Annotated in this window: 19 protein-coding genes and 1 pseudogene; 11 read left to right on the top strand and 9 right to left on the bottom strand. The window is 43.1% G+C overall.

Annotation, left to right across the window (positions count from 1 at the left end):
- Window positions 1–50: 50 nt before the first annotated feature.
- The 3 genes from L3V32_RS20105 to L3V32_RS20095 are packed head-to-tail and all read right to left on the bottom strand — an operon-like array spanning window position 51 to window position 2727.
- Complete coding sequence (locus L3V32_RS20105) at window positions 51–1412, bottom strand: GGDEF domain-containing protein (RefSeq protein WP_237285034.1); 1362 nt, start codon at window positions 1410–1412, stop codon at window positions 51–53.
- A 6-nt stretch (window positions 1413–1418) separates the two neighbouring features.
- Entirely contained in the window at window positions 1419–1568 is a 150-nt protein-coding gene (locus L3V32_RS20100; protein WP_374270259.1) for a hypothetical protein, read from the bottom strand.
- Window positions 1540–2727 (bottom strand): EAL domain-containing protein, encoded by a 1188-nt coding sequence (locus L3V32_RS20095; RefSeq protein ID WP_237285033.1) that lies wholly within the window; start codon window positions 2725–2727, stop codon window positions 1540–1542. The genes L3V32_RS20100 and L3V32_RS20095 overlap by 29 nt, the downstream gene beginning before the upstream one ends.
- Window positions 2728–3405: 678 nt before the next feature.
- Between L3V32_RS20095 and ylqF the strand changes: the two genes are divergently transcribed.
- Entirely contained in the window at window positions 3406–4350 is a 945-nt protein-coding gene (ylqF, locus tag L3V32_RS20090; RefSeq protein WP_005376521.1) for a ribosome biogenesis GTPase YlqF, read from the top strand.
- Between the two features lie 339 nt (window positions 4351–4689).
- Window positions 4690–5871: an alpha-hydroxyketone-type quorum-sensing autoinducer synthase gene (gene cqsA, locus L3V32_RS20085; RefSeq protein WP_237285032.1), complete on the top strand. Its 1182-nt coding sequence runs from the start codon at window positions 4690–4692 to the stop codon at window positions 5869–5871.
- Window positions 5872–5974: 103 nt separating this feature from the next.
- Here the strand turns inward: cqsA and L3V32_RS20080 are convergent, their stop codons facing one another.
- Window positions 5975–8020 carry a response regulator gene (locus tag L3V32_RS20080; protein ID WP_006742321.1) on the bottom strand — a complete coding sequence of 682 codons (2046 nt, stop codon included), beginning with the start codon at window positions 8018–8020 and terminating at the stop codon, window positions 5975–5977.
- 367 nt (window positions 8021–8387) lie between these two features.
- Here L3V32_RS20080 and L3V32_RS20075 point away from each other — a divergent pair.
- Window positions 8388–9004, top strand: a pseudogene (locus L3V32_RS20075) (HAD family hydrolase).
- A gap of 86 nt (window positions 9005–9090) precedes the next feature.
- Here the strand turns inward: L3V32_RS20075 and L3V32_RS20070 are convergent.
- Window positions 9091–9639 (bottom strand): GNAT family N-acetyltransferase, encoded by a 549-nt coding sequence (locus tag L3V32_RS20070; RefSeq protein WP_005398196.1) that lies wholly within the window; start codon window positions 9637–9639, stop codon window positions 9091–9093.
- A gap of 272 nt (window positions 9640–9911) precedes the next feature.
- Between L3V32_RS20070 and L3V32_RS20065 the strand changes: the two genes are divergently transcribed.
- From L3V32_RS20065 to L3V32_RS20050, 4 genes are all read left to right on the top strand, one after another.
- Window positions 9912–11036: a fatty acid desaturase gene (locus L3V32_RS20065; protein WP_237285031.1), complete on the top strand. Its 1125-nt coding sequence runs from the start codon at window positions 9912–9914 to the stop codon at window positions 11034–11036.
- Between the two features lie 355 nt (window positions 11037–11391).
- On the top strand, window positions 11392–12759 hold the full coding sequence (gene dcuC / locus L3V32_RS20060; protein ID WP_237285030.1) for an anaerobic C4-dicarboxylate transporter DcuC: 1368 nt from the start codon (window positions 11392–11394) through the stop codon (window positions 12757–12759).
- A 226-nt stretch (window positions 12760–12985) separates the two neighbouring features.
- On the top strand, window positions 12986–13576 hold the full coding sequence (locus L3V32_RS20055) for a LemA family protein (RefSeq protein WP_005398201.1): 591 nt from the start codon (window positions 12986–12988) through the stop codon (window positions 13574–13576).
- A complete protein-coding gene (locus L3V32_RS20050) occupies window positions 13576–15465 on the top strand; it encodes a M48 family metallopeptidase (protein WP_199804322.1) in 1890 nt (629 codons plus the stop codon). The genes L3V32_RS20055 and L3V32_RS20050 overlap by 1 nt, the downstream gene beginning before the upstream one ends.
- 68 nt (window positions 15466–15533) lie before the next feature.
- Here the strand turns inward: L3V32_RS20050 and L3V32_RS20045 are convergent, their stop codons facing one another.
- A complete protein-coding gene (locus L3V32_RS20045; RefSeq protein WP_005398137.1) occupies window positions 15534–15890 on the bottom strand; it encodes a hypothetical protein in 357 nt (118 codons plus the stop codon).
- A 576-nt stretch (window positions 15891–16466) separates the two neighbouring features.
- Between L3V32_RS20045 and L3V32_RS20040 the strand changes: the two genes are divergently transcribed.
- The 4 genes from L3V32_RS20040 to L3V32_RS20025 all read left to right on the top strand — a co-directional run bounded on the left by L3V32_RS20040 (window position 16467) and on the right by L3V32_RS20025 (window position 20545).
- The gene (locus L3V32_RS20040) at window positions 16467–17699 is read left to right on the top strand and encodes an OFA family MFS transporter (RefSeq protein WP_237285133.1); all 1233 of its coding nucleotides are present in this window, start codon (window positions 16467–16469) and stop codon (window positions 17697–17699) included.
- Window positions 17700–17766: 67 nt separating this feature from the next.
- Complete coding sequence (locus L3V32_RS20035) at window positions 17767–19380, top strand: VRR-NUC domain-containing protein (RefSeq protein ID WP_237285029.1); 1614 nt, start codon at window positions 17767–17769, stop codon at window positions 19378–19380.
- Between the two features lie 166 nt (window positions 19381–19546).
- A complete protein-coding gene (locus L3V32_RS20030) occupies window positions 19547–20194 on the top strand; it encodes an AcfA family outer membrane beta-barrel protein (RefSeq protein ID WP_237285028.1) in 648 nt (215 codons plus the stop codon).
- Window positions 20195–20209: 15 nt separating this feature from the next.
- Window positions 20210–20545, top strand: coding sequence for a NirD/YgiW/YdeI family stress tolerance protein (locus L3V32_RS20025; protein WP_237285027.1), 336 nt, complete (start codon window positions 20210–20212; stop codon window positions 20543–20545).
- Window positions 20546–20622: 77 nt separating this feature from the next.
- Here L3V32_RS20025 and yegS read toward each other — a convergent pair whose 3' ends face one another.
- The 3 genes from yegS to L3V32_RS20010 all read right to left on the bottom strand — a co-directional run bounded on the left by yegS (window position 20623) and on the right by L3V32_RS20010 (window position 23038).
- A complete protein-coding gene (gene yegS / locus L3V32_RS20020) occupies window positions 20623–21525 on the bottom strand; it encodes a lipid kinase YegS (RefSeq protein ID WP_237285026.1) in 903 nt (300 codons plus the stop codon).
- Between the two features lie 8 nt (window positions 21526–21533).
- Entirely contained in the window at window positions 21534–22439 is a 906-nt protein-coding gene (locus L3V32_RS20015; protein ID WP_237285025.1) for a LysR family transcriptional regulator, read from the bottom strand.
- Window positions 22440–22612: 173 nt separating this feature from the next.
- Window positions 22613–23038, bottom strand: a complete 426-nt coding sequence (locus L3V32_RS20010) for a bifunctional diaminohydroxyphosphoribosylaminopyrimidine deaminase/5-amino-6-(5-phosphoribosylamino)uracil reductase RibD (protein WP_005498583.1) — start codon at window positions 23036–23038, stop codon at window positions 22613–22615.
- Between the last annotated feature and the right edge of the window lie 4 nt (window positions 23039–23042).

Genomic DNA, 23042 nt, shown 5'->3' with positions numbered 1-23042 from the left:
GCTTGGTCAAATTTATCAAACAGTTATGTCATGGTTATGTATTGTTGTCCTCAAACACGCTGTTTTTTCATTTCATATAACTCTTCATCTGCTCTCACGATCACCTCTTGCAGCGTTTCATCCTCTTCGCGCACAGCAACACCAGTACTAACGCTGATCTCTATATCTAATGTATTTAAACGATTGTGTTTAACAACGCTACGGAGCTTTTTCGCTAACATGGAAGCTTTGCTCATGCTGCATCCGGGCAAAATTACAATAAACTCATCACCACCAGTCCTGACTAAGTAGTCACTGTTCCGAAAAACCTTTCTCATTGAGTCTGCAATAATAACAATGACTTCATCGCCAACATGGTGTCCGTAACGATCATTAATCTTCTTGATACGATTTCCGTCAATCGCAATGATAGAGTATGGTTCAACCTCCATCCGATGTTTAAACCGCTCTTCTTTAAATACTCGCCGATTTAATAATCCGGTTAAGTCATCTTGCGTTACATCACTCAGCGCATTTTCTAATTGAATTTTGCTCTGTTTAGATTCATTGGCTTTTCGATAATAGGCGAACGCTACGACAAAATAGATGACAAGAATAAAGCTGTAGTCCACCACAATTTTACTAAACGGATATTGGTAAATGACAAGATTATTATTGTCGGCAACATAGGATTGAGTGTAAGCAAAATGAGCTAAGGGGTAGCTCGGAAAGTAAATAATTATCTGCTTATTTCCGTTACTAACCTCTACGTCAACGGCTTTGCCTTCATTATAAAGCGATGATAAATACAGTTGTTCCGAAAATTCGCCGACAAGCTTCCCTCTATAGTAGACGGGACTCATGATACTTAATGCCATCTCATCTGAATACGTGGTTTTAAAGGGCTTAGAGATAAGAACTCGGTCGGAGAGCTGCTCTTTCCACGCGGCAAGAATACAAGCGTAATTCAATCTGCACCATTCTATATCAAACGTCTCTTTAGAGCCCTCTAGATCTGGGATTGGTCGTTCTAAGATGAGTTTGTCACTAGTGTAAGACCGAAAGTACAATATGGCGTCTTCTCTATCATAGACATTGGACAAATGAGCTTCTGCTTGGTGTAGGGCTTTACGAGCAACAGTTTCTACATAATCTAGGTTTTTATACGGCCTTAAAGCATAAATTGCATCTTGAAAACTGAAGTCAGTCAGTGCTTCTATTTGTTCGATGCTGAAGTTTTCATACTGCGCCAATTGAGCTTCGGTCAACAAGCCTAGCAGAATAACCTTCTGCTTTGTTTTTGCTAAATTGTTAGCGTACGTATTAAATTGCTTCTCCTCATAAGAGATGAGAACAGCACCAATCATGGTCACCGATACAATAAATAACAACATCGCAACCGCAAAAGAAGAAACAAAACTTCTTACATTCATAACACTTTATGTTCCCACTACTTTTGCAAGTTCAATAACATTATTCACATTAAACTTGTCTAGAAATCGACGTTTCTTGATACTCACGGTTTTATCACTGATAGCCATACAGATAAGCATCTGATCATCAAAGATCAAACCGTTCAATGTTTTCATATCTTTGCTTCAAAATAGTGATTACCTCTAACGGCATGGGCTTATCAATGTAAAAGCCTTGGCAGATGTCTATTCCACATTCGCGCATGGTTTTATAGGTTACTTCGTCTTCGACACCTTCTGCGACAATACGAATATTGAGGCTTTTCGCTAAAGCACAAATAGCGATGACAATGCTTTTCTTTTTCAGGTCTTCACTCGCTCCGTAGACAAAAACGCGGTCAAGTTTGATCTCGTTAAAAGGTAACTTTGCCAACTTTTCAAATGTAGATGAGCCCGTACCAAAATCATCAATTGATACCGTGACACCTTTCATTCTGAGTTTGATGAGGTTTTTGTAGATAGACGTGCTAGCTTGGAAAGCTTCCCGCTCTGTAATCTCAATGGTGATTTGTGACGGGTCGACACCACTCTCCGAGCATTGTTGAATAAAACGATGCGAGAAGTCAGGGTCGTTCAAGTTTTCGTGGTCGACATTAATCGAGACCTTTTGGGTTAATCCCCTATTGTTGATGTCATAGATTGTATTAATCAGCACTGATTGAAAAAGTTCAGAAGACAAATGGCATCGTTTTACGATCGGAAGAAAGTGGTTTGGTAACAACACGCCATAAATAGGATGCACCCAACGCGCTAACGCTTCATAACCTAAAAGCTCACCACTGTGTGCGTCTACCAAAGGTTGGTAATAATTCTTCACTCGCCCTTCACCCAAAGCAAATAAAAACTCTTGGTCTTGCAGTACGATAGGTTGAGCAAACGCTGTTTTTCGCGTTCTTTCATCTTTTATTTGGTTGAGGAGTTTAACCACTTGCATTTCGTCGTACGGCTTAGGCAGTTCTCCTAATATCTCAAAACTAAACCCTTCGCACATTTCTCGTACTGCCGAGATGATGCTCTGCTCCAACAAACTGACTAGCACGACTTGCCCGTGATACTGAATTTGATCGAATACTTCCAAGATGTCGATACCGCCTTTTCCCGGCATCTGGAGATCGCAAAAGATCACATCAAAATATTGCTCTTGTGCACATTGACTAGCAGTGTCCACACAATTGAATGTACTGACTGAAGCGCCACTATGACCCAATATTTGGGTAAGTATCTTGGTTTGTAGAGGATGACCATCAATCACCATCACATTAAGCTGTGTATTCATTTATCTCTATCCAATAGTCTATATTTTCGATCTCCTGCTCGATTGGTTAAATTAATCCTGCCACTCGCTGATCAAAATCGACCAGCATTACTCAGCCTCAATGTAAAACTCAGTCTGCTTGTCTGTTCTCAATAACTGTCACTATCAATGAGTTAAAAAAGAAACTACTGGCAAAAATGTGGCAACGGACAACGCTGTAATACGACTTATCGTACTGAGCATAAAGCCTTACTCGGACTGGGCAGTCAGATTAATTTGTGTTGGCTAAAAGTCAAATTTCGACTAATAGCGAAATGAAACATAAATTACTGATATAAAGATAAAAATTTGAAATAAGTCAGAAAAAACCGACAAAACAATCCACCTTTGACTACACAATATTTGCGCTTAATATCTCACCAAAGTGAATACTTGTTGTAAGTCCGTTGGCGAGCATACTCAACAAATGTTTGCTTGCTCGTTTGTAAACCATGGCTTTTTGTCTCCATCTTGAATGCTTCGCCTTCATTCCGTGATAAACTAGCTCATTAACACGAAAGAAACGCTCAACTTTGCGGTACAGAGCCACAAAAGTAAGTACGGTTTTAACACACTCAGTCTAAAACTATGCTGCTCGAAGCTCAAATTACTACTCGTACGCCCGTTGGAGCAGTAAGAAAATTAAGGTATTAAATTCAAATGGTTAATAACTCAATCCAGTGGTTTCCTGGCCACATGCACAAAGCACGCAAAGAGATCGAAGAAGCAATCCCACAAGTGGATGTGATCATCGAAGTACTGGATGCTCGTATTCCTTTCAGTAGTGAAAACCCTTTGATTTCTCAAATCCGTGGTGACAAGCCGGTCGTTAAAGTCTTGAACAAGCGTGATTTGGCCGATCCTGAGTTAACTCAATTATGGATTGAGCACTTGGAGCAAGAGCAACACGTAAAAGCAATGGCAATCACGACGTCAGAACCGCAAGAAGTGCATCGAATCATGGAGCTTTGCCGTAAACTTGCCCCACACCGTGAAGAGATAGGTAAAAACATTCGTACCATGATCATGGGGATCCCAAACGTTGGGAAATCGACAATCATCAATACTCTAGCTGGTCGAACGATCGCGGTGACAGGTAACCAGCCAGCGGTAACACGTCGTCAACAGCGCATCAACCTGCAAAATGGCATCGTTTTATCCGATACACCAGGGATTCTGTGGCCAAAAGTGGAAAACCCACACAGTGGCTTCCGTTTAGCTGCTACTGGCGCTGTAAAAGATACTGCAATGGAATACGACGAGGTTGCGTTTTACACCATTGAGTACCTAGCAGCCCACTATGCGGACAAGCTTAAAGAACGTTACCAAATCGAAGAGCTTCCTGAATCAGATATCGAGATCATGGAAGAGATTGGTCGTCGCCGTGGCGCACTACGCGCAGGTGGACGTGTGGACTTGCACAAAGTATCAGAGATTTTGTTGCACGAACTTCGCCAAGGCACACTAGGCCAAATTACACTAGAGCGCCCAGAAATGATCACTCAAGAGCTGATTGAAGTCGAGATTGAAACCGCTCGTAAAGAAGAAGAAAAAGCGAAGCGTAAAGAAGAGCGCCGCAAGCGCTACCTACGTAATAAGCGATAAACTGATATTATTTTTTCCCAATCATATTTTAAGGCGCGATTTTCGCGCCTTTTTTGTTATCTAATGCGCCCATTTTTTCACTTTTCAAACTTTATATTCCTCATACAAAACCCAGACATGAAGCACGAAAAAATACCGCAAAATCGCCGTATAAACTTTAAGCACAAACTAGTTTAGACCCCGGGCCCCTATAGAGTTATAGCCACCATCCAACCCTCAAATGTCGAGTTTGCAAGGGTCTGCAAACTTATGCAACCTGGTTAGTGACACTCTCCCCAAAATCCGCAATATGAATAAGTGTCAGCGCTGGCGTTTTTCCATATGAAGAAGAGATTTATTATGAGTGAAACTATACAAAGCAAACCACTTCCTCCCTTTATTGAGGAACGCCTAGATTTTCATATTCAAGATCTAATTGAACCGAACGAGAACAAGAAACACCTTGTTCTTGGTAAACGTCCACCGTGTAATGCCATTGTTATGCAAAGCAATGATTACCTTGCACTGTCTCATAACAAGGAGATTCAAAACGCGCATCGTGATGCGATTTCTCAACACGATGACAACGTCGTGATGTCCGCGATTTTCTTGCAAGATGATGAGTCGAAACCTGCATTTGAAACTCAACTAGCCAGTTTTGTCGGCATGCCTAGCTGTCTGCTTTCTCAATCGGGATGGGCTGCGAATGTCGGTTTATTACAGACTATTTGTGCACCGAACATACCTGTGTATATCGACTTCTTTGCGCATATGTCTTTATGGGAAGGTGCACGTATCGCAGGAGCACAAATTCATCCGTTCATGCATAACAACACCAACCACTTGCGAAAACAGATTTCACGCCATGGTTCGGGAATTATTGTTGTGGATTCGGTTTACAGCACTATCGGAACCATTGCTCCTCTACGTGATATCTACGAAATAGCACAAGAGTTTGACTGCGGCTTAGTTGTGGATGAATCGCACTCGTTAGGTACGCACGGTACGCAAGGCGCGGGGCTACTGCAAGAGCTGGATTTGACTCATATGGTGGATTTTGTAACCGTAAGTCTTGCAAAGACATTTGCTTATCGTGCTGGCGCAATTTTAGGGGCAGAAAAGCTGGCGAAGACGCTTCCATTTGTCGCGTATCCTGCCATTTTCAGCTCTACCGTGTTACCGCAAGAGATTATTCGGTTAGAAAAAACACTGGACGTCATAAAAAAAGCCGATGACAAGCGGGAGATTTTGTTTAAAAGAGCGAAGTCTCTAGCCGTTGGTTTAAAACGTATTGGGTTTACTATTCGCAGTGAGTCGCAAATTATCGCGCTAGAATGTGGCAACGAAAGAAACACTGAGCGAGTTCGCGACTTTCTAGAAGAAAGGAATGTCTTTGGTGCAGTTTTCTGTCGCCCTGCAACAGGAAGAAACAAGAACATCATTCGTTTTTCTGTCAATGCGGACATGACTGCCGCCGAAGTCGATCACGTTCTTTCCGCCTGCCAAGAAGCGTTTGTTCATCCCGATCTAGAGTTTGTATAAGCTAGAGCGTAGGTAAAAATAAAGAGCTCAGCAGTTTTGCTGAGCTCTTTATCCGTATTCGCGTTATGATCAACTCGTCTCAAGATAACACAGTTGCGAGTGATTAAATCCAGTTTGCGATTTTGTCGAATAAGCGATTTTTATCCGCTGGTTTCACGATAAAGTCAGACATGCCAGAAGAGCCTATTTTGTCCAGCGTAACAGGTGAGCTATCCCCAGTATGCGCAATAATAGGTACCGACGCATAGTTTTTATCCGAGCTTCGAATTCGCCTTGAAGCTTCTACACCATCCATGATGGGCATCTCGATATCCATAAGAATGAGGTCAACGTTCTCTTGCTCTAATGTATCCAGTGCTTGCTGCCCGTCTTCTTTCTGAATCACTTCAAAGCCCTGCTTTTCGAGTAACATCGCGGTAAATTTTCGCAAAGATTCGTTATCATCCACGACCATAATTGTCCGCTTATTTGACGTATCCAAAGCCACTGAGGCCGTTGGTGTCGACACATAGCTTGAATCATACAAGAGACGGTCAATGGTTGGCTTAGTATTCAATAACCAGGCTTGAGTCTCGACCCAAATAGGCTCATATGCCGCTTTGCATGCTCTCTGTGTCGGGTGATGCTCAAAAAGATAAACGATACGAGCTTCCGTGAAAGACAAAAGAGATTCTAATCTGTCCAATTGGTTTGCTCTTGCATCCAAGCTCTCAAGATCGATAAAAATCAGGTCGAATTCGAACTCATACTCTTTCTTTTTGAGCACTTGATTAACATCTAAGATCGTTGATTCAAAACCCATAAAACGGCTAATGTCCGTCACTTTCGACACAAGAATATCTTGATTAGTCACCGTTAGGATGGTTTTGAGTTTGGTCAAATCGTTTTTAATTTCAGTCACGATATCAGATGTGATCGGCGGGAAAGTTAACGTGAACTGAGACCACTCACCTAGCTGAGACTGGCATTCAATGTTACCTCCAAAAGAACGCATCACTTTTTTACAAAATGGCAAACCCAAACCATAGCTGCCTGACTTACCAGTTGTGTAAAAGTCCTGAAATATATTACGTAGGACATCAGGAGCAATGCCTGCACCATTATCGGTTACAACGATTTGGTTTGAGTGCTCCGTACTCGTCATGGAGACATGTATGTGGAAATCTTCAGATGTGCGATGATGGAAGGCGTTCTTGAAAAGGTTATACATAACGTATTTGAGTAAGGTATCGCTACCAAGAAAATCAAACTCACTTCTCGCATCTAGGGATATAGCAAAGCGATCCGTCGCACGCTTATAACTAAAGCTTTCAATCGCTTTTTCAACCACTGAGTGAGCAGAATGCTTTTGAAAACTGGATCGCGAGACACGGTTTTCGTCTATCGATGTCAAAAGTAAATCTATCGTCTCGTTGCCCGACTGGATGATGTTCATCGCATCCTCACTAACTTCGCGCAGCAGGGTGACATCCTCTCCGCTCATCAGATATTGGTCTTTCTCGGCTTCTTTTTTACTGGGTAAGACTGATTGGATAACATCGATTGACGTGCAAAGGCCACTTAAAGGGTTACGCATTTCATGCGCAATTCCGGCCCCGAATGACTTGGCCAACGACACTTTCGCTTCGTGCTCTACTTGGTTCCGAAAGTAGAATAAATTGCCAAATACATAAATAAAGAGAAAGATTGGCACATGCGTCCAGTCCATTGTTAAATCGAGATGAAACCCTTTCGCCACCCAAGCAAAGAACGTCGCTAAACCTATTCCGGCAAAAGTTTGAGCGAACATAACTCTTGTGACATGAACCAATAGAATGTGCAAGAAAATCGCGGACATAAAGGACATGACCCAAACATTGGACCAGTCATTCATCAGTAACATATAGAAAAAGAAAAACGGTAAGCAGATCGTTATCGTCACTTGGTAGTAAATATGGATATATTTTCGCCACGTTGACGACAAGCGGTTTCTAAAAATGATGCCAAAGAACAATAGTGAACAAAACAGTCTGAGCGGCAAGTTTTCATAAGCCTGTGGGAAAACAAAATCCCAAACAAAGTAGTACAGCGGAAAGCCAAGAAACCCCATCCAACCAACGAGAGTCAGGTTGGGTTCTGCATATTGATAAACCTTACGTATCGAGTCCATATTATCTATTTTGCCTACTCCGCCTGACGTCCCAATAGTGTGATTTGCATTCATTCTTATCGTTTTATTATTAAGTAATTATATATTACTTAACGCTTATAAGCAGCGCGAAATGGCGCAAATATTTCGCGACGCTTGTCTTTAATTTCAATCTTTTAAGATAGCGACACTTGATTTACAACCAAATAAATGAAGTTGCATATAGTTTAGTGTAATTTTGCGATAATCGCGTTGTATCCTAAGGGATGTTAATCTCATATACGTTCGAGACATTTAAACAGCGCCTTTGGCTCGAACTTCCAAAGATTTAACGACAGCATTCACTGTGGATGTAACGCGGTGATGAACAATTGGCTTGGGGGGTGTTATGGAACCTTTACAAATAAAAAACGTAATTTTTGATGTGGGAAATGTATTAGTACGCTGGTCTCCGGTAGAGATTGTTCGCTTAACATTTGGTCACTCAGTAGAAGCGGAAAAATGGCCCAGTTGCTGTTTTCATCACAAATCTGGAAAGACTTAAACAAAGGAATCATTTCCGAAGAGGAAGCCAAACTGTGCTATCAACGTGAGCACAAAGTGACAGCGGAAGAAATGGACCGCTTTTTTTACTACGTAAAACATACACAAATATTACTTTACGGCAGTGTCGAACTGCTAAAAAGAATAAAAAGTGCAGGATATCGCGTTTATGCGCTCACAGACAACGTCAACGAAATTGTTGAGCATCTTCGTGCTACCTATGAATTCTGGCCGCTGTTTGAAGGTGCAATCATCTCTTCTGAAGTGCAGTTACTAAAGCCACAAGCTGAGATCTACCAAGCCCTACTTTCAACATATCAGCTTCAGGCCGAGGAAACGGTATTTCTTGATGATATGCCATACAACGTCGAAGGGGCCCGAGCGGTAGGCATGGAAGCCATTCAATTTGAAAATGCTCAGCAATGCGAGTCAGAGCTAAAAGCCATGGGGCTTTGCTTTTAAGTCGCCCACTGAAACACAAAACTTTAGGACAGGCACAAAAAAGAGCAGCGTTGATGCTGCTCTTATTGCTAAGCTAAAACGTCAGACTAGGAGTAAATAACGTTTTCTTCTATCCCACTAACTAATGACTGAGCATTCTTCCAACGGAATACCTTCTCCAATACTTCTGTACCACCTGGCGCACGCCAAGTTCGCTCTTGACATTCTTGACCTCCAATATGGCGGTAGAATTCAATTGCAGAAATGTTTTGCGATACGACTTCTAGATAAAGACCAGTGTCTTTAAAGTACTGTTGCTGCCATTCTGCGACAGCAAGTAATAGCTGTTTGCCAATACCACGACCACGGTAGCTGTCATCAACATGCAGTGCGTCAATAAAGGTTCCACGCTCGAAGTCATGGTTGCCAAACACACAAACGAAGCCGAGCAACAAACCACCCTCTTCCGCCAAGACAATGTGCTGGTTGAATGGTGGGTTGGTCAGACGGGTTTGCCAGATCAGTAGTTTGTCGTCAATCGCCTCTTTATCAAGATAGTTATCACTAAGAATGCCACGGTAATGACGCTTCCAACTATCCGCATGAAGATGCGCAATGCGCTCGTAGTCCTTATATTCCGCTAATCGTAAATCCATTACGTATTCCTATTTTCTTACATTTTTTACTTCTTTATAGAGTCTCGGCATATTCCACCTTTATAACACTTGTTTCTTGGCAGATTTTATACACCTTAAGCCAGAGCTCATTTTTTAATACTACTCATTATTCAATTAAAAGCAAAATATCCCATCAAGTTCCTTAATGTACATCCAAAGGAACAGTCACATTTGTCTAACTTTAATTTGACTTACACGTGTACGCTGATATTCTGGCGAACAGTTGTTAGCTCAAAGTTAGGAATACACCTGTGACTCAAAACAAACCACCCATTATCTGGTTGAATACATTGATATTTTCTTCCAGTTTTGTTCTGACTTTTATTGTAATGCCTTGGTATGCATATCATTTTGGACTGGGTTGGGAGCATCTAGTTTGGGGAGTGATGGCATTCAGTTTTACGAATCTTTCTATTACAGCAGGCTATCACCGACTCTGGAGCCACAAAACATACGAAGCTCATCCAATTTTACGTGCTATTTTTGCGATTGGAGGAGCATTTTCTTTGCAAAATAGTGCATTACACTGGTCTTCTGATCATCGTGTACACCACAAGCATGTCGACAATAACGACAAAGATCCTTACTCAGCAAAACGAGGCTTTTGGTATTCTCACATTGGCTGGATGTTACGCGACTACAACAAATCGCAGGAAAACGAATACACCAACTGCCGCGATTTAAAGCGTGACAAAATCGTCATGTGGCAACATAAGTACTATGTTCCACTTGCTCTACTCACCAATATTGGCTTTCCGGTCGCTCTTGGAATTATCTACGGCGATATTTGGGGTATGTTATTAGTAGTTGGTGCCGCTCGACTCTTTATGAGCCACCACACGACCTTTTTCATTAACTCACTTGCGCATGTTTGGGGAAAACAGACTTTTACGGACAAAAACACCGCTCGCGACAACGGCGTGTTAGCCTTTTTCACATTTGGTGAGGGCTACCACAATTTCCACCATATCTTCGAGAATGACTATCGTAATGGTGTGTATTGGTGGCATTACGACCCGACAAAGTGGTTAATTAAGTCATGCTCTTGGCTAGGACTGACATCTAAATTACGCACAACGCCAACATTTAGAATAGAAAAAGCTCGCGCAACTCAACTCTTGAAGAAAGCAAAAGAAAAACTGGGAGCAAAACCGAATACGCAGACGATTCTCGATCAGTTACAACACGAGTTTGATGCGCTAGTTCATCACATGCAGGAATATTATGAGATGCGAAAGGAAGTACTCGGTGCAAAAACAGCCAGTGTAGTAAAAAAATACGAGTGCTCTGTGACAAAGATAAAGTATCAGCAAATCGAAGCGGAGTTCGAGCGGCAACAACGCAGTTGGAACCTGATGGTGCGCCGATACGCTTAACTTAACCCATCCTTACGATTTAGCTTCGCTTCGGCGAAGCTTTTTTGTTGCAAGGATTATTACCCTCTCCCAACTCACTGAGCTGTTTCTTTTTCTCATTTTGAATCAATTCCCTCACTATTTATTCAAATTTCTGGTCATATTTTCCTTCCTGCAAACAGCTTCAAACCAGCACATAACACTTAGAAAACCAAATTCCAACAATACAATCTAACGAAATTAATTATTAAATTATTATTTGTCTCAGATCATGCAAGCCCCATATTTGTCTCGTGCCACAGTTAAGAATTCTGTAAATTCCTTGTCATAAACTGAAACAGTTTCTTTCTTTTTTTCATAACATTCGGAGATCCCTATGTTAGAGCTCTTAATTGGCTTAGTTGTCACCATTGCTGTGGGTTACTTTATCGTCAAAGGCTATAAAGCAGCGGGCGTGTTACTGACGGCTGGTATTGCTTTACTTCTTATGACTGGCGTATTGGGGCATGACGTGCTGCCCTCAAAAATCACCTCAACCGGTAACATGGTGACAGACGCGCTAGAATACGTGAAATACATGCTACAATACCGCGGCGGCGGCCTTGGTATGCAAATCATGTTGCTATGTGGCTTCGCTTCCTATATGACTCACATCGGCGCGAATAACGTTGTAGTGAAACAGTTCTCTAAACCGCTTTCTGTTATCAAGTCTCCTTATGTCCTTTTGGTAGCGGCTTACATTGTGGCGTGTTTGATGTCTCTTGCGGTAAGTTCTGCAACTGGCCTTGGCGTACTATTAATGGCGACATTGTTCCCAATGATGGTCGCGATGGGGATCTCTCGTCCAGCAGCGGTTGCAGTTTGTGCCTCTCCTGCGGCAATCATTCTTTCTCCAACCTCTGGTGATGTGGTGATCGCCGCCGAAAAATCTGGCTTGGCGCTTGATGTGTTTGCGGTACAAACAGTGTTGCCTGTTTCTATTTGCGCAATCATCGTGATGGCTGCCGCGGCTTTCTTCTGGAACAAATACTTAGATAAGAAAGAAAATACGCCAATGGAAAAAATTGACGTATCAGAGATCAAAGCCAATGCACCAGCGTTTTATGCGGCACTGCCATTTCTACCTATCATCGGCGTGTTCCTATTCAACGGTCGTACCATTCCAGGACTTAGCCTAGACATTTACACTATTGTGGTCGGTTCGATTTTCCTTGGCGCTCTGATCCATTACGTTGTAAATAAGTTTGATGGTAAGAAATCACTGGAAGATTTAGATTCTTGTTACGCTGGCATGGCTGACGCGTTCAAAGGCGTTGTGATGCTTTTGGTTGCAGCGGGGGTTTTTGCTCAAGGTCTAATGTCTATCGGCGCTATCGATAACCTACTTCACCTTGCAGACAATGCAGGTGCAGGCGGTGTTGCTTTAATGCTTATCCTTACTGCATTGACAGTTGCAGCAGCAATTGCAACGGGGTCTGGTAACGCGCCTTTCTATGCATTTGTAGAGTTGGCACCATCTTTGGCTGCGAAAATGGGACTAAACCCAGCGTTCCTAATTATCCCGATGCTTCAAGCATCAAACCTAGGTCGTACTATCTCACCAGTGTCTGGCGTAATCGTTGCGACATCCGGTATGGCGAACATCAGCCCGTTTGAGGTTGTAAAACGAACATCTGTTCCGGTTCTTGCCGGTCTTATCACAGTTATAATTGGTACTATGGTGCTTGTTCCAATGAGTGCCTAACGGCATCGCCAATATCGCTTATCGACAAGGCCCGGCTTCTAGCTGGGCCTATTTCTTTCATCTCTCCAGTGCCATTATTCTTTCTGTATTGCTTTGTAAATGCATTTTAATTGTTACTCAACTCGTGACATATTTCTCGGTTATTACATCGCTTCTTCAGAAGCATTTGCTTAATATCTCAACAGTTTATATAAGAACTGAATACATTAAGAAAATGGGATTTATTATGACTGCATTTATTGTCTTTATCGTTATTGTCCTGCTCATTGTGGTGTACGCCGTCAGTATCTACAACAAGCTCGTTACTCTACAAAACCGTTTCAAAAACAGCTTCGCTCAAATAGAAGTTCAATTAAAACGTCGATACGATTTGATTCCGAACTTAGTTAATACTGCAAAAGGCTATATGGAACACGAAAAAGAAACATTTGAACGTGTCATCCAAGCTCGTAATCAAGCAATTGCTGGCCTGAAAGCAGCCAGTGACGCGCCTGGTAGTGATGCGGCAATTAGCCAACTAAACCAAGCAGAAGGCATGCTGCAAAGTGCGTTGGGCAAACTTAATGTTGTAGTGGAAGCCTACCCTGAGCTTAAAGCGAATGAAACCATGAGTCAGCTTCAAGAAGAATTAACCAGCACTGAGAACAAAGTTGCGTTTGCTCGCCAAGCATTTAATGATGCGGTAACCAGCTACAACACATACAAACAAACGTTCCCGCCAGTGTTGTTTTCCAACGCATTCGGATTCCAAGATGGCAAACTGTTAGAGTTTTCTGACAGTGCTGAAATACAAGCGGCCCCGAAGGTTGAGTTCTAATGAATTTCTTTGACCATCAAGATACCGCGCGTCAACGCACTGGGCTTTTGGTGTTCCTGTTTTCCTTAGCAGTTGTCACCATCACTGGTTTGGTAAGCGTATTATCGATTGGTATCTATTACGGAGTAACAGGCGAACACTTTGATCAAGAAACCGCACTTACCTACGTCTTGTTGTGCTTTGCCGGTGTATTGCTGGTTGTTGCGATAAGTTCAATGGTTCGCTTGTCCGCCCTCACCTCCAATGGAGGCCGAGGTGTTGCTGAGAGCATAGGCGGCAAGCTGATTTCCTCAAACACCTTAGATGCAAAACATAGACAACTGCTCAACGTTGTGGAAGAGATGGCAATTGCATCTGGTATTCCGGTTCCTCCCGTCTATGTGATGCAGGAAGAGCGTGGTATCAATGCTTTCGCAGCAGGCATGAGCATTGATGATGCCGTCATCGGCGTCACACAAGGCGCATTGGATAGCTTCACGCGAGATGAACTACAAGGTGTCATTGCTCATGAATTCAGCCATATCTTAAACGGAGATATGCGTTTGAATACGCGTCTTATCGGCGTACTGTTTGGCATCACTTGCATTGCGCATTTTGGACACTTGGTCTTAGATAACACTCATCATACGAGCCGCGTATCAAGAAGTTCTTCCGATTCCGATAAAGGCTTTGCGGTTATCATGCTGATTGCGATTATCTGTTTGGTTCTGGGCTGGATTGGCACCTTGTTTGGCTCGATGATCAAAGCCGCAATCTCTCGTCAACGTGAATTTCTCGCTGATGCCAGTGCCGTTCAATTTACTCGAAACGATCAAGGCATTGCTGGTGCACTCAAGAAAATTGGTAGTCATATGGCGGGTTCTTCATTGAATACAAAAGCAAGCGATGAGATGAGCCATATGATGTTTGGTCAAAGCAAACTCTCCGGCTTTTCTGGCCTATTTGCTACTCACCCTCCACTAGAAGAACGGATTCGCCGAATTGAACCTGGTTGGGATGGAAGTTTTTCTCAAAGTTCGCATCGTCCAACAACAAGCTTTGAGAATGATAACGTTAGTGGATTCTCATCAGGGACGTCGACACAACCTGAGAAACCAACCACCGCAGAACTCAGCGAAGTAGGTCAACAACTACTTAACCAACTTCCTTCCGAACTTGTCGACATCGCTCGTGAACCGTACAGTGCGCGCTTTATTGCTTTTGCCTTGATATTTGATGGCAGTGAACTCCAGCGAGAGATGATAAAAAGTCATATCCCAAATGTGTCTCAAGCACAATTATTACCATGGCTAGATTATGATTTGCCTCTTCATCTACGCTTTCCATTACTCGAACTCTCCATCCCTGCCTTGAAATCGCTGAGTGAGGGTCAGAAAAACAGACTGTGCCAGGTGCTACGTGAACTCTCTCAAACTGATGATCACTACTCACTCGCAGAATGGTGTGTCATCAACTTATTGGAGAAGCAACTACTCGAATCGTATGGATGTACAAAACAGATCCAATCTTTAAAGCAATTAAAAGAGAGTGTTTTTTGGCTACTGCGCGAATTGGCTTGGGTTAGTCACTCTCAACCGGAAGACGCTCAACGTGCATTTAGCAGCGCCCTAACCTGTTTGGGCTTTAATGATGCAGAGTTACAACCCGCAAATAAGAACTGGGGCCTAAATCGCGCCGCTTTAGAGCTCCTACTGCAGCTCAAACCGAAAAGTCGTCGCTTGTTCGTAAAAGCGTGTCGATTAGCGATTGAATCGGATGGAAAGGTCACCGTTGCGGAAGGAGAACTCTATAGGGTAATCGCCTGCTTCTTAGAAGTTCCAGAGCCGCCACTAACAGTATCAGTCAATACAGGACAAACCCTACCGAGCCAAACACAACAAGCTAACTGACTTAGCTTTAAACAAAAACGCCAGCACTTTTGCTGGCGTTTTTTCATTATGTTTGCTTATTTGACGATTTACGCTGACTTAAATCGATCAGGGATCTTAGTGATACTCTCTCGATAACTAAACCATAAGTAGGTCACGGCGAGAGAGAAGAATAAATACGAAAGTGCGAATACGATTGGAGATGTAATTAATTCAGCCGACATTCCCCACATCACACCAACAACCGTTATCGTCAACTTAGAAAGCATGCCGCAAATTAGTAAGAATAAAGCAAGCTGTGGAAAGCGCGAGCTACGGAATGCAAAGAAATAACAGCTCCCTACCGCTAGAGAAGCAATAGATAGACCCAACATAAATGAATGGATGTGGTCTGCAGATGCGACACCAGCAGATACCGAAGCCATGAGTAATAGGAACAGTTTCATAAGTCACCTCACAACAAGTCTAAAAAAGCATCCCTTCATAAATGAAATCTCATTTTTCGCTATATTCTGCTCCTATAATCTGCAATTACAAGTGACTTTTTGTTCACTTAATGCACAAAAAACCTAATCAGCTCTAGTTATTACAAAAGGTTAACAATTTAAATTTAAGAAACCCTTTACATCCAATACTTACGGCGACAAGACGATATTCCAGTCATTTTTGTTACAGGGAGTTAACACGGTAACATTTTGAAATTTTTTATATGAAATGTGAGCTGTGCACCCAACTGCGCACTGAATTCTCTGTTTTGACTAGTTCCTCGTTCCTCACAACAAAAATCATCACTTTTTGATAACACTCCAACCACATACAAAACCATGAATTCACATCCGCTTTTAATGTTTCAAATTATTTTATCAGTAACGGCAAAAAGAGATTCCAATCACATATTTATTGGTTATAATCCGCGCTCATTGCGTTAATCGTTGAAAAACGCAAACTAATTTTGAGAAAAAACATCTTTAAACCAACCCTCTTTGCGGTATTGCCAACAAGAGGAAAAACTGAGAATGAAAATGAGCAAGATTGATAAAGCTATGCGCATCCTGTTAGCAGGGTTCTGTATCAACCTTTGTCTTGGCATCCTGTATGCTTGGAGTGTATTCAACAAGGCACTGGTAACTGAATCAGGCTGGAGTGCTGCAGAAGCTTCTGCACCTTACGCAACTGCAACCATCACTTTCTCTATCTGTCTTCTTGTTGCAGGTATTCTGCAAGACCGCATGGGTCCGCGTATGATCCTTATCCTAGGTACTGTTCTTACAGGTCTAGGCATGATCGCGTCTGGCTTTGTTGACACTCCACTCATGCTGAACATTACCTTCGGTGTGATCACAGGTGCAGGTATCGGTTTTGGCTACGCATGCCTATCACCTTCTGCAATGAAATGGTTCCACGCTTCGAAGAAAGGCATGGTTAACGGCATTATTGCGGCTGGTTTTGGTCTAGCGGCTATCTACCTAGCACCAGTAACATCATCATTGATCGACAGCATGGGCATTCAAACGAGCTTTATGGTTCTTGGTGTTGGTATCTTGGCAATTGCAGTTCCTCTTGCTGCAACCATCAATAACCCACCAGCAGACTACACGCCTGCAGAGCCGAAAGTAAAAGAAGGTCAAGCACCTAAAGCGGTGAAAAAGTCAGATGACCTAACTTGGAAAGCAATGCTGAAGACGCCACAGTTCTACTCTCTATGGATCATGTACGCATTCGCAGCTTCTGTCGGTCTAATGATCATCGGTAACATCACGACCATCGCAAGCGTTCAAGCAAACTTGCCAAACGCGGTTTACCTAGCGTCTATTCTTGCTGTATTTAACTCAGGCGGCCGTGTTGCTGCGGGTATGCTTGCAGATAAAATCGGCGGTGTTCGTACGCTCCTACTTGCATTCGTCCTACAAGGCGTAAACATGGTGTTGTTCGCAACGTTCGACTCTGAGTTCACTCTGATCATTGGCACTGCGATCGCAGCGGTAGGTTACGGTACACTTCTAGCGGTATTCCCTACTCTAACGGCCGAGTTCTACGGTCTGATAAACTACGGTACTAACTACGGTGTGCTTTACACTGCATGGGGTATCGGTGGTGCAATCGGCGCAGCAGTTGTTGGCTTCTCTATGACGAACGGCGAAGGCTACACCTTGGCTTACACTATTTCTTCAGCAATGATGGCAGTATGTATCGTACTTGCGTTCATCACTAAGCCACTGTCTGAAGCGAAAGTAGCGCACCTAAAAAACGCATAATTGCGAATTGATTTGATAGCGAAAAGGCTTAACCTATGGGTTAAGCCTTTTTTGTTATCGGTCGTTTATGGAAAGCCCTATCGAACTTGCACCAGACTACTATCTAGAAAACTTCTTTAAGCTGACTCACCACGCAGTAACCTGGTACAGCGATTTACTGGCCGAGGAAGAACACGCTTGGCTTCGCTCGTTTGATTCTTTGAGCAAACACGCCCAGTGCCTGTTGGTGCGTTTATACAGCCGAAAAGGGTGTTGGTTTCGAAGTGATAAGCTGAGTTATCAAGAAATACCTTCTATCAATGAAGCACTTGTAGAATTGAGTCAACATGAGTTTGTGGCCCTTTCCCCCACACTCTCTCATCAAGAGTTAGCGTCTAACTTACTGACGAAACCGGAGATCTCTGCACTTTACCCAGAGCTACCGAAGTCATTGAAGAAAGATGCCCTTGTAGAGAGTTTAAGCAACACGGAATTTGATCGTTTTGAGCAGCTTGAGTTTACGATCATCAAACTCAATTCCGCCCACATGATCGACGTTTTACTCACCCTATTTTTTGCCAACACCCATCAAGACTTAAGTCAGTTTGTACTTGATGACTTAGGTCTACATCAGTTCGAGCAATACCAATTGAGTAAAGTGCGCCGTTTCTTTGATTCACGTGAGCAAATAGACCGCTTAATTGAACTGAGCCAACTGGCCAACCTGTACTGGCAATTTGATCGAAAAGACAAAGCGAACCTCGACTTATTAATTGAGGCAATGCCTCATCCAGTTAGTCACCATTACGTAGATCGTAAACGCGAACACATGTTAAATGACATTGCGCGAGACTATGAGCGTATTAATGAGCTAGAGACCGCCCTATCTCTATTTAGCCAAACTCAGCTCGCTCCGAGCCGAGAACGACGTGCACGTATCTATGATAAACTGAACCATGATGATTTATTTAGTGACATTGTCACAGAGATGCTGCTGTCGCCAATTGATGTGTCTGAGCTCGAAGTCGCACAAAAACTTGAGCAACGGTTGAAGCGAAAACAAGGCACGAAAGTACCAAGAGTGGCAAAGCCACTCTGCTCCGAATACCATATTGAACTGGATTTATCTCAACAACGAGTCGAGCTTGCCAGTAAAGCGTATTTTGAGTCCTTAGGCTGGAATGTGTTTTACGCTGAAAATGCGTTGCTCAACTCGCTACTGGGGCTAACATTCTGGGATGCGATTTTTGCTCCTATTGAAGGGTCATTCATTAACGCTTATCAACACCGTCCTTTAGATTTATATCACTCATATTTTGTTACCAAGCGCCAAGCTTTGATAGACACCGCTTTTGCCGAACTAGAAGCGGGCAACACCCAGACGTTATTGACAAAATACGATGAGAAGTTTGGCATCAGTAATCCATTTGTACATTGGAATTTAATAAGTAAAGAGCTACTCGAAACAGCGCTCAACACTATCCCAACCAATATGCTGATGGCGCTGTTCAAAATACAATTGAGCGACCTTAAGCTTTACCGTAATGGGATGCCGGATCTCATTGCTTTTAAAGAAAACGAGTTCAAGTGGATTGAAGTGAAAGGTCCTGGCGATAAACTCCAGGATAACCAATGGCGTTGGATCAAAGAGTTTACTCGCCTTAATGTCCCGTTTGCGGTGTGTTACGTCGCAGCAACTTAACTTACTCTATATAAAGAGCTTGGTGTTTGTTCACTCAAACCTCCCCTCGGTTATCGCCCCTTGCTCTTTTTTCTAAACATTTTTTTCGTTTCTTCACGATCGCTTCACGCTTCTTCACACAAAATGCGCTTCTACTCACTAAGTTGATTTGAAGAGGCAAAATAAAATGAACAAAACACTTCTTGCGTTACTTGTTACCTGCTCAGTTTCGGTATCTGCGGCTCCTTATGTAGGTCTGGAATATGGACTAGGCACCACTGACCATGATTTGGAACCTCACTTTTCAACTGACAACGTAACACTCAACCCTGAGCTTGAAGACGGTATTTTCTCAGGTTTTGTCGGTTACGCGTTCAATGACAACTGGGCGCTAGAGTTGGGCTACAGCCAATTTGACCTTGATGATAATCGTTCAAAGAACCTTGGTATCAAACAAATTGATGGCAAAGATTACCATCATGAAATGGATTGGGATGCGTCAATCAAAGCCAAGCAAGTATCACTGTCTCCAGTGTTTAGCTATGCATTAAATGATAAGTGGACAACAAAATTCAAAGCGGGTCTAACGTACACGCAATACGACACCAAAGTTTCGAAACATCAAGAATATGAGCTTGTCGCGAATGATGATGTAGAAATGAACAACACGCTTTTCCACAACACAGAGAAAAACAACGAGCTAGGCGCAATGTTCTCAGTGGGTGCGGAATACAAAATTTTCCCGCAACTCACCATTGGTGCAAACGTAAAATATCAAGTAGACAGCTACGCAAACACTGCATCCTTTAACGTAGGCACAACTTATTACTTCTAATTTAAGGAGACGATAATGAAAAAAATGATTTTAGCATCCATGTTTGCCCTACTTTCAAGCTCAGCTTTCGCCGCGTTTAATGGTCCAGAAGTAAGCGTAATTAATTCAGTGAAAGAGGCGCATAACGCAACCGACGACAGCGCCGTCATGTTAACCGGGCACATTGTTCAATCTCTTGGTAACGAGACTTACTTGTTCAAAGATGAGACTGGCGAAATCGAAGTAGAAATCGACAGTGAAGATTGGATGGGGCTAGACGTTGGTCCAAACGATAAAGTGACGATTCGAGGCGAAGTTGACTCAGAGTGGACAACCACGCAGATTGACGTAGAGACCATTCAAAAGCTTTAATTCGCCTGACACCTCAACACAAACAACACAGCCACATATTGGAGGCTGTGTTGTTTATGGGCCGTGAAACTACTCGTTTAGCTGGTCAAGCAAGGACAATCTTGCGGCAAGACTAATCGTATACTCTTAGGCTGAACATCAAACCGTATTGTTCTCGAATGATATGGTTCGCCATCTAAATTGAGCGGAAGTGGATTTGGGAAGTCTATCTCCAACCAGCTTGCTCTTGTGTGTTTTACAAACTCACCTTTCTCGCTAGGATTATTGATCTCTTCGATAACTTTTGGCAGCTCATAAGGTAAGAATGGACGCACCAGTGTTAGATCCATCAAGCCATCATTAATCATCGCTTTCGACGCTAACTCTTGCCCACCTCCAGCTAAGCGACCATTGCAGAAAGCGCCAAGCAACATTTCTCCCTGATAAGCCCCACCTTCAATTTTTATTGTTCCGTCATAAGGTTTAAAGCCGAGCGCTTTTACAACACCGGTTAGTGTATAAGCGCCGCCACCAAGAAAGTTTTTAAGTTCAACAGGCGTTTCTGCCGTAACTTCTGCGCCAAACCCTGCTGTTGCCACGTTAATAAAGTAGCGATCGTTAGCCTTGACACAATCGACCAAAGCAGACTGCCCTTCTACGGCGAGAGATAAAGACGCCTTGATAGAAGCTGGCACTTGAATCGCGGTGGCAAAATCATTTGCGGTACCAAGAGGGATAATAGCTAACTCAGGGCGTTTTTCTTCTTCAATTTGGATAATCGCAGAAGCCGCCTCATTGACGGTCCCATCGCCACCAGCGACAACAATACGTTCAATCCCTTCATCAACCGCTTCTTTCACCAAGCGCGGCATGTCTTGAGATTCCCAAGTCACTCGCACTTGCACATCGACGCCCTTGTCTCTCATTTTCATGATTGCATCTCTTAGCTCTGGGTTCCCAGCTTTTTTGCCGTTAAGGATGGCACGTATTGTCTTCTTCATTGCACTTCCTATTGGTTGATGGTTTTCCCTGCTTGTTTAATCTGTGATCGCAACCATTGATGGGCACTGTCGTTTGTCCGACTAGGATGCCATATTGTGCAGAGCTCATAGGTTTGTTCATCAAATGGCATAGATAAAGATTTAACATGATAGGTGTGGTTGAACAAGTTGATCATCGACTCGGGCATTAAACCAATATATTCACTACCGCAGATAACAGGTAGCATTTCCAACACGCCAGAAGCTCGATACTTTATCTTTCTTTTGTCCAAGTCGACAATATCATCGGCGTTTAACAAGCTCTTACGACTCTGCCACTGCGAAACCACCACATGTTCTTCTTCAAAAAATTGTTCAGCCGTAATCTCGTCCTTTAAGCGTGGGTGCTCCTCGCTAGACACCACCACCAAGCGCTCAGTAAGCACAGTTTCAACTTTTAAAACTGTTCGTGCTCTTGGCACGATATCAATGATCAAGTCGTAACGTTGCAAACGCAGATCGCTTTCAAAATCTTCTGTGAAGAGTGGATGAACCTCTAAAGCAATATGTGGTGCTAACTCACGGATCTGTTTCATGACTTGAGGGAGCAACTCAAAACTTGCAACAGAGACACAAGCAATGGAAAACACTCGATTCGACACTTTAGGGTCAAATTCGCTAGAAGCCGCCAGAGTTGAAGTAAAGTTTTGCACCGAAGTAAGCAGCGCAGGGTAAATATCCATAGCAAAAGAGGTAGGTTCTACGCCCTTGGTACAGCGATGAAATAAAGGTTCGTCATAAATATCACGAAGGCGTGCCAACGCTTTGCTGACTGCGGGCTGCGTGATGCTGAGACGTGCTGCTGCTTTAGATAAGTTCCCCTCTTCATAAATGGCAATAAAGATGGGGATAAGATTCAGATCGGTCGGTTTCATGCTATTAAATTTTTCGAAAATCACTTTCTCTATTTTAATCTAACAGCATGATAGTTAACGTAGCCAAGTACAAGAAATGGGCGGTACGACCTGTTTTAATGAGTTTTAACTCAATTTTGACGTGCTCCATTCACCTCATAAGTGAGCAGCTACCGTGCAAGCCAAAGCTTACATTAAGATTTGCCTAAATATGGGGTAAGAAACTCGCTGACTTCCTCGCCGCATAAACCAATTTCTACCTCAATACCGGCTTGTTTTAGAATCTCGATACCTCGACCACTGTTGCGCGGATCTGGATCCAACATGGCTACGACGACTTTGCCAATACCGGATTTTACTAATGTCACCGCGCAAGCTGGCGTGCGACCTACAAACGAACACGGTTCGAGCGTAACGTATGCCGTCACCGATTCTAACGAGCCTTGATATGCATTCAGCGCTTCTACTTCCGCGTGGTTGCCACCAATAGCTTGAGTATGACCTTCTGAAACGATTTGATTATCTTTCACTAACACGCAGCCAACCGGCGGGTTGGGTTGACATTCAGGAAGCGCATTTTTGGACACTTCCAATGCGCGGCGCATAAACTCTTGGCTCATTTGA

The organism is Vibrio sp. J2-4 (assembly GCF_021728155.1).
GTDB lineage: Bacteria > Pseudomonadota > Gammaproteobacteria > Enterobacterales > Vibrionaceae > Vibrio > Vibrio diabolicus.
The sequence above is the reverse complement of the archived record's forward strand: the minus strand, read 5'-3'. Positions and strand labels throughout refer to the sequence as shown.